The sequence below is a fragment of the Streptomyces sp. NPDC060366 genome, from assembly GCF_042725135.1.
In the GTDB taxonomy this organism is placed as follows: domain Bacteria; phylum Actinomycetota; class Actinomycetes; order Streptomycetales; family Streptomycetaceae; genus Streptomyces.
This window is the reverse complement of record NZ_JBHXDC010000001.1, coordinates 826,247-840,848: the sequence shown is the minus strand read 5'-3', so window position 1 is coordinate 840,848 and position 14,602 is coordinate 826,247. Positions and strand designations below refer to the sequence as shown.

The window sequence follows — 14,602 nt, the reverse complement described above, 5'->3', positions numbered from 1 at the left end:
AGGTCGTTCGGCTTGTTCCAGACTGGTCCGCGCCCGCACCGTGTCGCTGTTGGGCCGAACGGGTGAGGCGCGGGAGGATGGCCGTATGCAGACACAGCGTGCGAGTGGGGTGATCCGGTGAGCAGGTACGGCGGTTACGACAGGTACGACGCCACCGACGAACAGTGGGAGGGCCTGGCCCAGGTCGTCCCACTGCGCGGTCGCAACGAGTGGCCCTCGCGCGTCGACCACCGGGCGATCCCCGAGGACTACGCCGCCGAACAGCGGCGATTCGTCGTCCTGCGGGTGCGGGTCTTCGCCGACGCGCGTGACGTCGCGGAGCATCTGATCGCGCAGATCCCGGTGCTCCTCGACCTGACCGGCGCCGAGAGCGACGTGGCCAAACGCATCCTGGACTTCAGCAGCGGGGTCGTCTTCGGGCTCGGCAGCGGTATGCACCGGGTCGAGCGCAACGTCTTCCTGCTCGCGCCGATCGGCACCGAGGTGGAAGGGATCGCGGCGGCGGTCCAGCAGCCCTGAGGGGTGACCTGGTGGACATGGTCGACCGGGGGCGCCGGACGCACCTGATACACCTGGATCCGTGACGGAACTGGATGTACAGGGATTGCAGCGCAGGCTGGTGGAGTTCGCGGCGGCACGGGAGTGGGAGCCGTACCACACACCGAAGAACCTGACCGTGGCGCTGAGCGTCGAGGCGTCCGAACTGCTGGAGATCTTCCAGTGGTTGACGCCCGAGCAGTCGGCACGGGTGATGGACGACCCCGGGACGGCGCACCGTGTGCGGGACGAGGTCGCGGACGTGCTGGCGTATCTGCTCCAGTTCTGCGACGTGTTGGGGATCGACGCGCTCACCGCGCTCTCCGAGAAGATCGACCGGAACGAGCTGCGCTTCCCACCCACGTCTCCATCGTCCTCCCCGCCCCCGCCCCCGCCCCCGCCCCCGTCCCCGTCCTCTTCTCCGTCTACATCCGACTGATTCGTCACTCTGCGGAGTGGCCGAGTTATCCACAACCGGCTTCCTGTCCACAGATTTCCGAATTCCTCTGGTCTTGCTGTTGCCAACACCTCACTCTGGGTAATGAAGTAAGTGGGCAGGGTGTTCGACAGACGGGGACGGACGGACAGAGACGGACATACGGAGACGGGGACGGCGAATGGACGCGGAGAGGCTGATCGGGGCCGGCCGGGTTGCCTTGGCCCGGAGCGGTGCGGCGCTGGACGTCGTGGCGGAGGCCTGGCAGGCGCAGGCTCTCGCCCAGGCGATCGGGGACCAACTGGCCCTGCACGGACCGCAGGAGCTGAGGACGGAGGCAAGAGACCTCGCTGAAACGGGCGCGCGGGGCGGCACCTCACCCGACCATCCCTCCCTGCGCGCCGGGGGGATACGGGCGGCACGGCTCTCGGCGGTGACGGACGCGCGGAGCGCGCTGACCGGGCTCGGCGTGCTGCTCGGCGAGGTGGGGATCGCGCTGGTCTCGGTGGCCTGCGGGACGGACGAGGAGGGGTTGTACTGGCAGTGCATCGAGGCCATCGACGCGGCGGACGAGTCGAACGACCGGGTGCTCGGCATGCTGCGCAAGCTCACCGCGCAGGACGGGGTGCGCGAGCGGGTGCGTGAGACGGAGAAGGAGAAGGAGAGGGGGTGACGGTGATCGTGACTTCGGTGACAGACACCGGGGAGGAATGCGGAGAGCCCGGCGAGGAGGCGCGGCCGACGGGCGCCGCAAGGTGCAGGATGGATGCATGGATCTTCGAATCTTCACCGAGCCCCAGCAAGGGGCGAGCTACGAGACGCTGCTGACCGTCGCCAAGGCGACGGAAGACCTCGGCTTCGACGCCTTTTTCCGCTCCGACCACTATCTGCGGATGGGCTCCGCCGACGGTCTTCCCGGCCCCACCGACGCCTGGATCACGCTGGCCGGTCTCGCGCGCGAGACCAAGCGGATCCGGCTCGGGACCTTGATGACAGCGGGCACCTTCCGACTGCCGGGCGTGCTCGCGATCCAGGTCGCGCAGGTCGACCAGATGTCCGGCGGCCGGGTCGAACTGGGCCTGGGCGCGGGCTGGTTCGAGGAGGAGCACAAGGCATACGGAATCCCCTTCCCCAAGGAGAAGTTCGCCCGCCTCGAGGAGCAACTGGCCATCGTCACAGGGCTGTGGGCCACGCCGACGGGCGAGACGTTCTCGTACGACGGGAAGCACTACCAACTGGCCGACTCACCCGCGCTGCCCAAGCCGGCCCAGTCCAAGGTCCCGGTACTGATCGGCGGACACGGCGCGACACGCACCCCGCGCCTGGCCGCGCAGTACGCGGACGAGTTCAACATCCCGTTCGCCTCGATCGAGGACAGCGAGAAGCAGTTCGGCCGCGTGCGGGAGGCGGCGGTCAAGGCCGGACGGAAGGCCGACGACCTGGTGTATTCGACCGCGCTGGTCGCCTGCGTGGGCAGGACGGACGCGGAAGTGGCCCGCAGGGCCGCGTCCATCGGACGGGAGGTGGAAGAACTGAAGGCGAACGGACTCGCGGGCTCGCCCGCCGAGGTCGTCGACAAGATCGGACAGTACGGAGCCGCAGGCGCGTCCCGCCTCTACTGCCAGATGCTGGACCTGGACGACCTCGACCATCTGGAACTGCTGTCCTCCCAGGTCCAGTCGCAGCTGAGCACCGGCTGAGGGCGGGGAGCCAACCGTGAAGCCCGTCCGTACGCTCGCCGCCGCGCTCGGCGAGGGGAGCCTTGTTCTCGACGGCGGACTCTCCGACCAACTGCGGGCGCAGGGCTGCGATCTCTCCGACGACCTGTGGTCGGCGCGGCTCCTCGCCGACGGACCGCAGCAGATCGAAGCGGCACACGCGGCGTACGTACGGGCGGGCGCACAGGTGCTGATCACCGCGAGCTACCAGGCGACGTACGAGGGCTTCGCCCGCCGGGGCGTCGGCCGGGACCGGGCGTCCGAGCTGCTGGCCGACAGCGTGACCCTGGCCCGGCGGGCGGGGGCGGAGGTGGCACGGGAGATCTGGGTGGCCGCCTCGGTCGGGCCGTACGGGGCGATGCTCGCCGACGGGAGTGAGTACCGGGGGCGGTACGGGCTGTCGGTGCGGGGGCTGGAGCGTTTCCACCGGCCGAGGATCGAGACGCTGGCCGCCGCTGGGCCGGACGTCCTCGCGCTGGAGACGGTGCCGGACACGGACGAGGCCGAGGCGCTGCTCAGGGCGGCCGGGGGATGCGGGGTGCCGGTGTGGCTCTCGTACACGGTCGCGGGGGCCCGTACACGCGCCGGCCAGCCGCTGACCGAGGCGTTCGCCCTGGCGGCGGGCGAGGACGACGTGATCGCGGTGGGCGTCAACTGCTGCGATCCGTCCGACGCGGACGGCGCGGTCGCCCTCGCGGCCACGATCACCGGCAAACCGGTGGTGGTCTACCCGAACAGCGGCGAGGAGTGGGACGCGAAAGCCAAACGCTGGTCGTTGGAGGCCCCCGTCCCCCCGCCCTTCTCGCCCGACCGCCTCCACACCTGGCAGTCCGCCGGCGCCCGCCTCCTTGGCGGATGCTGCCGCGTCGGCCCGGCCCGGATCACCGAGGTCGCGGCGGTCCTGGACGCGGGGCGCGTTGACGAGAGGCGCCAGGGCAGTTCAAGGACGTGACGGCAATAGGTGACCTGCCGCTTGCGGCCGTTCGGCCAGCCACGACCGGGGAGTTCGGCACCGATCGGCAACGCGGGTACGGCCTCGTTCTGGCTGGCGCCTGCGACCAGCTCTTGGGCTGGGGCCGCCGCTGCCTATCCAGCCTGCGGCGTGGTGCTGAGGTCCGCGGGAGCCAAGGCCGACGGCCCTGGAAGCGCCCCGGCAAGGCGGCCGACACTGGCAAATACGCCCGCGTCGCCGGGCGTGGCCGGTCGCTAAACCTTGTCGCGGTGGGTAGCGGTCTCCGCGATACTCGGTCAGGTGTTCCTTACGATCAGTACCACCGGCAGTCCTGAACGTCCCGCCACCGATCTCGGGTTTCTTCTTCATAAGCATCCCGATAAATCGCAGACGTTCTCCACCTCCCACGGCACCGCGCACGTCCTCTATCCCGAGGCGTCCGTCGAGCGCTGTACGGCGGCGCTTCTGTTGGAGATCGACCCGGTGGCCCTCGTTCGGCGTGGCAAGGGCAAGGGACGTGGCGGGGCGCCCGATGCCGCCCTCGCGCAGTACGTCAACGACCGTCCGTACGCGGCTTCCTCGCTGCTCGCCGTCGCCCTGAGTACCGTCTTCAAGAGCGCGCTGCGCGGCGTGTGCAAGGCGCTGCCCGAGCGTGCGGCCGAGCCGCTGCCCCTGCGGATCGAGGTGCCCGCCGTGCCCGCGCGCGGTGGTGTCGAGCTGGTCGGCAACCTCTTCGGGCCGCTGGGCTGGACGACGGTCGACGTGCGGCCGGTGGCGTTGGACGAGGCGTTCCCCGCGTGGGGTGAGTCGCGCTACGTACAGCTCGTACTGGAGGGGGAGCTGCGACTCGCCGACGCGCTGCGGCAGTTGTATGTGCTCCTGCCGGTCCTCGACGACGCCAAGCACTACTGGGTCGCGCCCGACGAGGTGGAGAAACTGCTGCGGGCCGGCGAGGGCTGGCTGGCCGACCACCCCGAGCGGCAGCTCATCACCAGCCGCTATCTGTCCCGCCGTTGGGGACTGACCAGGGAGGCCACGGACCGGCTCGAACTGGTCCGGCTCGCCGAGGCCGACGACATCGACGTCGAGGCGATCGACAACGCCGTCGAGGACCCGGCGCCCGAAGCCGACGACGCCCCGGCCGAGACGGCCGCAACGGCCGCGACCGCCGAGAAGACCGTCTCGCTCGCCGAGCAGCGTCGCGACGCGATCCTCACCGCCCTGCGCGACGCGGGCGCGGCCAGCGTGCTCGACCTCGGCTGCGGCCAGGGCCAGCTCGTACAGGCCCTGTTGAAGGACGTGCGCTTCACCAAGGTGGTGGGCGTCGACGTCTCCGTACGCGCGCTCACCGTCGCCGCCCGCCGCCTCAAGGTGGAGCGGATGAGCGAGCGCCAGGCCGAGCGCGTCACGCTGATGCAGAGTTCTCTCACCTACACGGACAAGCGGCTCAAGGGCCACGACGCCGCCGTACTCAGCGAGGTGATCGAGCACCTGGACCTGCCGAGGCTGCCCGCCCTGGAGTACTCGGTGTTCGGTACGGCCCGCCCGGCGACCGTCGTCGTGACGACGCCGAACGTCGAGTACAACGTCCGCTGGGAGACGCTGCCCGCCGGACACGTACGCCACCGGGACCACCGTTTCGAGTGGACGCGCGCGGAGTTCCGCGCCTGGGCGGAGAAGGTGGCGCTGCGCCACGGGTACGCCGTGCGGTACGTCCCCGTGGGGCCGGACGACCCCGAGGTGGGGCCGCCCACGCAGATGGCGGTCTTCACCGTCGCCGGGACGAAGAAGACCGCGAAGACCGCCGTAACCGCGACCACGACCGTGAAGGAGGAGAAGGCCGCATGAGCAGCAGCGACGAACCCGACGAGAGTTCCCCGACCACCGCCCCCGCCACCGCCCCCGCCACCGCCTCCGGCGCCAAGGCCCGTACCCTCCCCGTCACCGACCTCTCCCTCGTCGTCCTGATCGGCGCCACCGGCTCCGGCAAGTCGACCTTCGCGCGCTCCCACTTCAAGCCCACCGAGGTCATCTCCTCCGACTTCTGCCGGGCCCTCGTCGCCGACGACGAGAACGACCAGAGCGCCAGCGGCGACGCCTTCGACGTGCTCCACTACATCGCGGGCAAGCGCCTGGCCGCCGGCCGGCGCACGGTCGTCGACGCCACCAACGTCCAGCCCGAGAGCCGCAAGCAGCTCGTGCGGCTCGCCAGGGAGCACGACGTGCTGCCCATCGCGATCGTCCTCGACCTGCCCGAGGCCGTCTGCGCCGAACGCAACGCCGCCCGCCCCGACCGGGCCGGCATGCCCCGCCATGTCATCAAGCGCCACCAGCGCGAACTGCGCCGTTCGCTGCGCGGACTCGAACGCGAGGGCTTCCGCAAGGTCCATGTCCTGCGCGGTGTCGAGGAGGTCGAGCGCGCCGAGGTCGTCACCGAACGCCGTTACAACGACCTCACCCACCTCACCGGCCCCTTCGACATCATCGGCGACATCCACGGCTGCCGCTCCGAGCTGGACACGCTGCTGGCCAGGCTCGGTTACGCGGACGGCGACGGCGCGCACCCCGAAGGCCGTACGGCGGTCTTCGTCGGCGACCTCGTCGACCGCGGACCGGACAGCCCCGGCGTGCTGCGCCGCGTGATGCGCATGGTCGGCGCGGGCAACGCGCTGTGCGTCCCGGGCAACCACGAGAACAAGCTCGGCCGCTGGCTCAAGGGCAGGAACGTTCAGCTGACCCATGGACTCGCCGAGACCGTCGAGCAGTTGGCGAAGGAGGACGACGCCTTCCGTGAGCAGGTGGGGACCTTCATCGACGGCCTCGTCAGCCACTACGTCCTGGACGGCGGCAAGCTGGTCGTCTGCCACGCCGGACTGCCGGAGAAGTACCACGGCCGCACCTCGGGCCGGGTCCGTTCGCACGCGCTGTACGGGGACACGAACGGCGAGACCGACGAGTTCGGCCTGCCCGTCCGCTACCCGTGGGCCGAGGACTACCGGGGCCGGGCGGCCGTGGTGTACGGCCACACCCCCGTACCGAACACCTCCTGGATCAACAACACCATCTGCCTCGACACCGGCGCCGTCTTCGGCGGGAAGATGACGGCCCTGCGCTGGCCCGAGCGCGAGCTGGTCGACGTACCGGCGGAGCGCGTCTGGTACGAGCCGACCAAGCCGCTCAGCACGGAGGCGCCGGGCAGCCGTGAGGGCCGCCCGCTCGACCTCGCCGACGTGCACGGCCGGCGTGTCGTGGAGACCCGCCACATGGGCCGGCTCGCGGTGCGCGAGGAGAACGCGGCGGCGGCTCTTGAGGTCATGAGCCGCTTCGCCGTCGACCCGCGGCTCCTCGCCTATCTGCCGCCGACCATGGCGCCCACCGCGACATCGCGCGAGGAGGGTTTTCTGGAGTACCCGGCCGAGGCGTTCGCGCAGTACCGCGAGGACGGCGTGGCACAGGTCGTGTGCGAGGAGAAGCACATGGGCTCGCGCGCGGTGGCGCTGGTCTGCCGCGACGCGGAGGTGGCGCGCGAGCGCTTCGGCATCGACGGCGCCACGGGCGCCGACGGACCGACCGGCGCGCTGCACACCCGCACCGGGCGCCCCTTCTTCGACGACCCGGCGGTCACCGAGGAGATCCTCGGCCGCCTCCGTACGGCCGTCGGCGCCGCCGGGCTCTGGGACGAGTTCGACACTGACTGGCTGCTGCTCGACGCCGAGCTGATGCCCTGGTCGCTGAAGGCCACCGGCCTGCTGCGTACCCAGTACGCGGCGGTCGGCGCGGCGGCCGGCGCCGCCTTCCCGGCCGTGACGAGCGCGCTCGAATCGGCCGTCGGCCGGGGTGTCGACGTGGGCGCGCTGCTGGCCACTCAGCGTGAACGGGCCGCCGACGCGACCGCGTTCACGGAGGCGTACCGGCGCTACTGCTGGGAGACGGACGGCCTGGAGGGCGTACGCCTGGCGCCGTTCCAGATCCTGGCCGCCCGTGGCCGCAGCCTGGCCGCCGTACCGCACGACCGGCAGCTGGCCTGGCTCGACCGGCTGACCGAGCACGACCCGACCGGTCTGCTCCAGGTCACCCGGCGCCTCGTCGTGGAGACGGGCGACGAGGAGTCGGTACGCGCCGGGGTCGACTGGTGGCTGGAGATGACCGGGCGCGGCGGCGAGGGCATGGTCGTCAAACCGCTCCAGGCGCTCGTACGGGACGGCAAGGGGCGCCTCGTCCAGCCGGGGATCAAGGTGCGCGGGCGTGAGTACCTGCGGATCATCTACGGCCCCGAGTACACCCGGCCCGCGAATCTGGAGCGGCTGCGCGGCAGGTTCCTCGGCCACAAGCGGTCGCTGGCGCTGCGGGAGTACGCGCTCGGGCTCGAAGCGCTGGACCGGCTGGGGGACGACGAGCCGCTGTGGCGCGTCCACGAGGCGGTGTTCGCGGTGCTGGCGCTGGAGTCCGAGCCGGTCGACCCCCGGCTCTGACCCCCGGCGCCCGCTACAGGAGCCGATCCCGGCTCCCGCGTCCGACCACGGCTCCGCGGCCCGCCCGGCTGCGGAGCCCCGCCCGGTCTCTCCGGCATTCGCCGTGTGAACGGCGCCCGATCCGCGAGGATGGGGTCATGGGATTCCATGTCGACTCCGAGACCGGGCGGCTGCGCCGCGTCATACTGCACCGCCCCGACCTGGAGCTGAAGCGGCTCACCCCGACCAACAAGGACGCGTTGCTCTTCGACGACGTGCTGTGGGTGCGCCGCGCGCGCGAGGAGCACGACGGGTTCGCCGACGTCCTGCGCGACCGCGGGGTGAAGGTCCATCTCTTCGGCGATCTGCTGCGCGAGTCCCTGAACATCCCGACGGCCCGCGCGCTGGTCCTGGACCGGGTCTTCGACGAGAAGGAGTACGGTCCGCTCGCCACCGATCACCTCAGATCGGTCTTCGACGAGCTGCCGACGGCCGATCTCGTGGAGGCGCTGGTCGGCGGGATGACCAAGCGGGAGTTCCTGGCCAGCCACGCCGAGCCGTCCTCCGTCCGCTTCCACGTCATGGATCTGGACGACTTCCTGCTGGACCCGCTGCCGAACCATCTCTTCACCCGTGACACCTCCGCCTGGATCTACGACGGTGTGACCATCAACGCGATGCGCTGGCCGGCCAGACAGCGTGAGACCGTCCACTTCGAGGCGATCTACAAGCACCACCCGCTCTTCACCGGACCGGAGGCGGGCCCCTTCCACCACTGGTCGGAGGGGCAGGACGACTATCCCTCCACGATCGAGGGCGGCGACGTCCTGGTCCTCGGCGAGGGCACCGTGCTGATCGGGATGAGCGAGCGCACCACGCCGCAGGCCGTCGAGATGCTGGCGCGCGGGATGTTCGACGCCGGTTCGGCCAGGACGATCGTGGCGCTCGACATGCCGAAGCGGCGCGCCTTCATGCACCTCGACACGGTGATGACGATGGTCGACCGCGACACGTTCACCCAGTACGCGGGCCTCGGCATGCTCCGCTCGTACACCATCGAGCCGGGCGCGGGCGGGAACGAGCTGAAGGTGACCGACCATCCGCCGGAGCACATGCACCGTGCGATCGCCGCGGCCCTGGGGCTCGACAGGATCCGGGTGCTGACGGCGACGCAGGACGTGCACGCGGCCGCGCGGGAGCAGTGGGACGACGGCTGCAACGTGCTGGCGGTGGAGCCGGGCGTGGTGGTGGCGTACGAGCGCAACGTGACCACCAACACGCATCTGCGCAAGCAGGGGATCGAGGTGATCGAGATCCGGGGCAGCGAGCTCGGCCGGGGGCGGGGCGGGCCACGCTGTATGAGCTGTCCGATCGAGCGGGACGCCGTCTGACGGCGCCGTCCGGCCGCCGGCTCCCGTGGCGGCGGCGCGCGGCGGTCCGGCCACCCGGCGCTCTGTATATCAATACGGAAGGTCGTATATAGTTCCAAGGTCTCTGTATCGGTCCCCGTACAGGTCTCCGTATTCGCGACGCAGGAGCAGCCACCATGGCGATACAACTCGCAGGCCGCCACTTCCTCAAGGAGCTCGACTTCACCGCCGAGGAGTTCCACGGGCTGGTCGAGCTGGCCGCCGGGCTCAAGGCCGCGAAGAAGTCGGGGAACGAGGTCCAGCTCCTGCGGGGCAAGAACATCGCCCTGATCTTCGAGAAGGCGTCGACGCGCACGCGCTGTGCCTTCGAGGTGGCCGCCGCCGACCAGGGCGCCTCCACGACGTACATCGACCCGGCCGGCTCGCACATCGGGAAGAAGGAGTCCGCCAAGGACACCGCGCGGGTGCTCGGCCGGATGTTCGACGGCATCGAGTTCCGCGGTGACGCGCAGTCGACCGTCGAGGAGCTGGCCGCCCACGCCGGGGTGCCCGTCTTCAACGGGCTCACCGCCGACTGGCACCCCACCCAGATGCTGGCCGACGTGCTCACGATGACCGAGCACACCGACAAGCAGCTGGAGCGGATCACGTTCGCCTACCTCGGCGACGCCCGCTACAACATGGGCAACTCCTACCTCGTCACCGGCGCGCTGCTGGGCATGGACGTACGGATCGTCGCGCCCCGCGCCTACTGGCCGGCGGACGACGTGGTCGCCCTGGCCCGTAAGTCCGCCGAGGCCAGCGGCGCCCGGATCACGCTCACCGAGTCCATCGCCGAGGGTGTGAGCGGCGCCGACTTCGTGGCCACCGACGTGTGGGTGTCGATGGGGGAGCCGCAGGAGATCTGGGACGAGCGCATCGCGGCCCTCGGGCCGTACAGCGTGACGATGGACGTGCTGAGCGCGACGGGGAATCCGGACGTGAAGTTCCTGCACTGTCTGCCGGCCTTCCACGACCTGGGGACCGTCGTCGGGTGGGAGATCCACGAGCGTCACGGGCTCACGGAGCTCGAAGTGACCGACGAGGTCTTCGAGTCCGCGCACTCCGTGGTCTTCGACGAGGCGGAGAACCGGCTGCACACGATCAAGGCGGTACTCGTCGCGACGCTGGCTCCCGACCAGGTCGCACAGCGTGGTTCAGCGCGCTGACAGCGTGAACCAGACCGCCTTGCCCTGCTCGGTCGTACGGTGGCCGCAGTCGGCGCTCAGCGTGCGGATCAACAGCAGTCCCCGGCCGTGCTCCTGCCAGGGGTCGGGCGTGAGGCCGGGCGTCGGCGTCGACAGATCGCCCGGCGGGCCCGGGTCGCCGTCGTGGACCTCGATCTGACAGCCGGAGGGCAGCAGCTCGACGAACAGCTCTATGGGGACTTCCGCGCTCGTGTGCTCGACGGCGTTGGCGACCAGCTCCGCCGTCAGCAGTTCCGCCGTGTCGCTGTCCGCCGTGGGCCCGATGTCGGCCAGCGCCGTACGGATCAGGGCACGCGCCATCGGCACCGCCGCCGCGCTGTGCGGCAGGGTGATGCGCCAGAAGGCGGTGTCCGATGTTTCGAGCAAGGCGGGGAGTCCGTTCGGGGGCTGTGCGAGGTGCGGTGAGGCCCTGTGCGAGGGGAACGAGCTTCGACAGGGCGGGGGCACGGCCCAGCCTTACGGAGCGTAAGTGGCTTAACAAGGGGCAGCGGACTGCCGGAAATGGGACCTCCGCCACATATTGCCCGGGACCTTCGGCGGGAGACGGGGCGAGGACCCGCTTACGGTACCGCGTTCCGTATCGCGCACTCGTGACGGCAGTCACGGACGAGTGATATCTTGCTCTCGCAGGGTCCGCCCCCGGCGCCCAGGGCGGCCGGCACACAGCATCGAGCTGAAGGAGGCCGCCCCATGAGCCCGTTCTCCGGCTCCGCCCCGCGCACCGAGGAGTGGCGACATCTGCGGCTGACGCGCGAGGACGGCGTCGCGACCGTCACCCTCGCCCGCCCCGACAAGCTCAACGCGCTCACCTTCGGTGCCTACGCCGACCTGCGGGATCTGCTCGCCGAACTGTCCAGGGAACGGTCCGTCCGCGCCCTCGTACTGGCCGGTGAGGGCCGCGGCTTCTGCTCGGGCGGCGACGTGGACGAGATCATCGGTGCCACGCTCTCCATGGACACCGCCGAACTCCTCGACTTCAACCGGATGACCGGGCAGGTCGTCAGGGCCGTACGCGAATGCCCGTTCCCGGTGATCGCCGCCGTGCACGGAGTCGCCGCGGGCGCCGGCGCCGTCCTCGCGCTGGCCGCCGACTTCCGCGTCGCCGACCCCACCGCGCGCTTCGCGTTCCTCTTCACCCGCGTCGGCCTCTCCGGCGGCGACATGGGCGCGGCGTATCTGCTGCCGCGCGTCGTCGGGCTCGGCCACGCCACCCGGCTGCTGATGCTCGGCGAACCCGTCCGCGCCCCCGAGGCCGAACGTATCGGTCTCATCAGCGAGCTGACCGACGAGGGCGCCGCAGACAGCCGCGCCGCCGAACTCGCCCGGCGGCTCGCCGACGGCCCGGCGCTCGCGTACGCGCAGACCAAGGCGCTGCTCACCGCCGAACTGGACATGCCGCTCGCCGCGTCCGTCGAGCTGGACGCCGCCACACAGGCGTTGCTCATGAACGGCGAGGACTACGCGGAGTTCCACGCCGCCTTCACCGAGAAGCGGCCCCCCAAGTGGCAGGGCCGCTGACCGTGACGGCCGACCGGATATCCCCGGAGCCGCCCGGAGGCGGTCCGACGCCCGCCCTGAAGGTCGCGGTCATCGGCGGCGGACCCGGCGGCCTGTACGCCGCCGTCCTGCTCAAACGGCTCGACCCCCGGCGCGAGATCACGGTCTGGGAGCGCAACGCCCCCGACGACACCTTCGGCTTCGGGGTCGTCCTCTCCGACGAGACCCTGGGCGGCATCGAGCACGCCGACCCCACCGTCCACCGCGCGCTTCAGGACGAGTTCGTGCGCTGGGACGACATCGACATCGTCCACCGGGGCCGCACCCTCACCTCCTCGGGCCATGGCTTCGCCGCCCTGGGCCGCCGCCGGCTCCTGGAAATCCTGCACGGGCGCTGCGCGTCGCTCGGCGTACGGCTCCGCTTCCGCACCCAGGCGCCGCCCGCCGCCGAACTCGCCGCCACCCACGATCTGGTGATCGCCGCCGACGGTGTGAACAGTCGCACCCGCGAGATGCACGCCGACGTCTTCCGGCCCACCGTCGGCACCGAACGCTGCCGCTACATCTGGCTCGCCGCCGACTTCGCCTTCGACGCCTTCCGATTCGAGATCGCCGAGACCGAGCACGGCGTGATGCAGCTCCACGGCTACCCGTTCTCTCCCACGGCCAGCACCGTCATCGTCGAGATGCGCGAAGAGGTCTGGCTCGCCGCAGGCTTCGACGCGCTCGACGAGCGGCAGTCCACCGAACAGTGCGCCAAGATCTTCGCCGACGCGCTCGGCGGCCGGGCGCTGCGCGCCAACAAGTCGTCCTGGACCGCCTTTCGCACCGTCGTCAACGAACGCTGGAGCCACGGCAACACGGTCCTCATCGGCGATGCCGCCCACACCGCGCACTTCTCCATCGGCTCCGGCACGAAGCTCGCCGTCGAGGACGCCCTGGCGCTCGCCGCGTGCGTCGAGGAGCAGCCCGGTCTGTCGGCCGCGCTCGCCGCGTACGAGAGAGAGCGGCGTCCCGTCGTGGAGTCCACACAGCGCGCGGCGGCGGCGAGCCTGCGCTGGTTCGAGGAGCTGGCCACCTACACGGACCAGCCCGCCCGGCAGTTCGCGTTCGGCCTCCTGACCCGCAGCCGCCGCGTCACGCACGACAACCTGCGGCTGCGCGACGCGACGTTCACCGGCGCCGTGGAGGAGGACTTCGGCTGCGAGCCGGGAACGCCCCCGATGTTCACCCCCTTCCGGCTGCGCGGACTGACGCTGCGCAACCGGGTCGTCGTCTCGGCGATGGACATGTACGCCGCCGAGGACGGCATGCCCGGCGACTTCCATCTGGTCCACCTCGGCGGGCGCGCCCTCGGCGGGGCGGGACTCGTCATGACGGAGATGGTGTGCGTCGGTCCCGAGGGCCGGATCACCCCCGGCTGCACCGGACTCTGGACGGACGAACAGGGCGCGGCCTGGCGGCGGGTGACGGACTTCGTGCACAACGGCGCACCCGCCGAGGCCGGTTCACCCGGAGCCGCGATCGGGGTCCAGCTCGGCCATTCGGGACGCAAGGGATCCACCCGCCTCATGTGGGAGGGCATGGACCGGCCACTGCCGGACGGCAACTGGCCGCTGGCCGCCGCCTCGGCGCTGCCGTACCTGCCGGACGTCAGCCAGGTGCCGTGCGCGCTCGACCGGGCCGGACTCACCGGGATACGCGAGCAGTTCGCGTCGGCGGCCCGCCGCGCGGCCGACGCGGACTTCGACCTTCTCGAACTGCACTGCGCGCACGGGTACCTGCTCTCCGGTTTCCTCTCGCCGCTGACCAACACCCGGACCGACTCCTACGGCGGCGACCTCGCCGGGCGGCTCCGCTACCCGCTCGAAGTCTTCGACGCGGTAAGGGAGTTGTGGCCCGACGACCGGCCGATGACGGTCCGGATATCCGCCACCGACTGGGCGCCGGGCGGTAACACCGCCGAGGAGGCGGTCGAGATCGCCCGCGCGTTCGTCGCGCACGGAGCCGACGCGATCGACGTCTCGACCGGGCAGGTCGTCACCGAGGAACGCCCCGAGTTCGGCCGGTCCTACCAGACACCGTTCGCCGACCGGATCCGTAACACCCTCTCGGTGCCGGTCGTCGCCGTCGGCGCCATCTCGTCCTGGGACGACGTCAACTCCCTGCTGCTGGCGGGCCGTGCGGACCTCTGCGCCCTGGCCCGCCCGCACCTCTACGACCCGCACTGGACCCTGCACGCGGCGGCCGACCAGGGCTACAGCGGTCCGGGCGCACCGTGGCCGCTGCCGTACCGCGCGGGCAGCCGCCCACCGCCGACGGGCCGCACGGACGGCCCGAAGCCGAGGCTCACCCTCACCTGACCCCCGTGCCTGCCCCCCCCGCTCACATCTC

At 71.1% G+C, this 14,602-nt stretch carries 12 protein-coding genes; 11 read left to right on the top strand and 1 reads right to left on the bottom strand.

All coding sequences use genetic code 11. From position 1 onward, the window contains the following. The first annotated feature begins 117 nt into the window (after positions 1-117). From ACFWHU_RS03555 to argF, 9 genes are all read left to right on the top strand, one after another. Positions 118-519, top strand: a complete 402-nt coding sequence (locus tag ACFWHU_RS03555; RefSeq protein WP_385801604.1) for a cell division protein SepF — start codon at positions 118-120, stop codon at positions 517-519. Between the two features lie 61 nt (positions 520-580). Next, positions 581-976: a nucleotide pyrophosphohydrolase gene (locus ACFWHU_RS03550; RefSeq protein WP_387223616.1), complete on the top strand. Its 396-nt coding sequence runs from the start codon at positions 581-583 to the stop codon at positions 974-976. A gap of 178 nt (positions 977-1,154) precedes the next feature. After that, on the top strand, positions 1,155-1,646 hold the full coding sequence (locus ACFWHU_RS03545) for a DUF6099 family protein (protein ID WP_387223614.1): 492 nt from the start codon (positions 1,155-1,157) through the stop codon (positions 1,644-1,646). Between the two features lie 97 nt (positions 1,647-1,743). Next, positions 1,744-2,673: an LLM class F420-dependent oxidoreductase gene (locus ACFWHU_RS03540; RefSeq protein ID WP_385801609.1), complete on the top strand. Its 930-nt coding sequence runs from the start codon at positions 1,744-1,746 to the stop codon at positions 2,671-2,673. A gap of 16 nt (positions 2,674-2,689) precedes the next feature. Further along, complete coding sequence (gene mmuM / locus ACFWHU_RS03535; RefSeq protein WP_387223612.1) at positions 2,690-3,643, top strand: homocysteine S-methyltransferase; 954 nt, start codon at positions 2,690-2,692, stop codon at positions 3,641-3,643. Positions 3,644-3,943: 300 nt separating this feature from the next. Further along, positions 3,944-5,491, top strand: a complete 1,548-nt coding sequence (locus tag ACFWHU_RS03530) for a 3' terminal RNA ribose 2'-O-methyltransferase Hen1 (RefSeq protein WP_387223610.1) — start codon at positions 3,944-3,946, stop codon at positions 5,489-5,491. Further along, complete coding sequence (locus ACFWHU_RS03525; protein ID WP_387223608.1) at positions 5,488-8,115, top strand: polynucleotide kinase-phosphatase; 2,628 nt, start codon at positions 5,488-5,490, stop codon at positions 8,113-8,115. Before ACFWHU_RS03530 ends, ACFWHU_RS03525 begins: the two co-directional genes overlap by 4 nt. Before the next feature lie 137 nt (positions 8,116-8,252). After that, entirely contained in the window at positions 8,253-9,485 is a 1,233-nt protein-coding gene (locus ACFWHU_RS03520; RefSeq protein WP_387223606.1) for an arginine deiminase, read from the top strand. A gap of 155 nt (positions 9,486-9,640) precedes the next feature. Then, positions 9,641-10,672 carry an ornithine carbamoyltransferase gene (argF, locus tag ACFWHU_RS03515; RefSeq protein WP_387223603.1) on the top strand — a complete coding sequence of 344 codons (1,032 nt, stop codon included), beginning with the start codon at positions 9,641-9,643 and terminating at the stop codon, positions 10,670-10,672. On the opposite strand, the gene ACFWHU_RS03510 is transcribed toward argF, so the two are convergent. Continuing rightward, entirely contained in the window at positions 10,661-11,077 is a 417-nt protein-coding gene (locus ACFWHU_RS03510) for an ATP-binding protein (protein WP_385801620.1), read from the bottom strand. The genes argF and ACFWHU_RS03510 overlap by 12 nt on opposite strands. A 324-nt stretch (positions 11,078-11,401) precedes the next feature. Here ACFWHU_RS03510 and ACFWHU_RS03505 point away from each other — a divergent pair, with 324 nt between their 5' ends. Both ACFWHU_RS03505 and ACFWHU_RS03500 read left to right on the top strand, forming a co-directional pair. Next, positions 11,402-12,229: an enoyl-CoA hydratase family protein gene (locus ACFWHU_RS03505; RefSeq protein ID WP_078074549.1), complete on the top strand. Its 828-nt coding sequence runs from the start codon at positions 11,402-11,404 to the stop codon at positions 12,227-12,229. 56 nt (positions 12,230-12,285) lie between these two features. Beyond that, a complete protein-coding gene (locus ACFWHU_RS03500; RefSeq protein ID WP_387223975.1) occupies positions 12,286-14,571 on the top strand; it encodes a bifunctional salicylyl-CoA 5-hydroxylase/oxidoreductase in 2,286 nt (761 codons plus the stop codon). Positions 14,572-14,602: the final 31 nt, after the last annotated feature.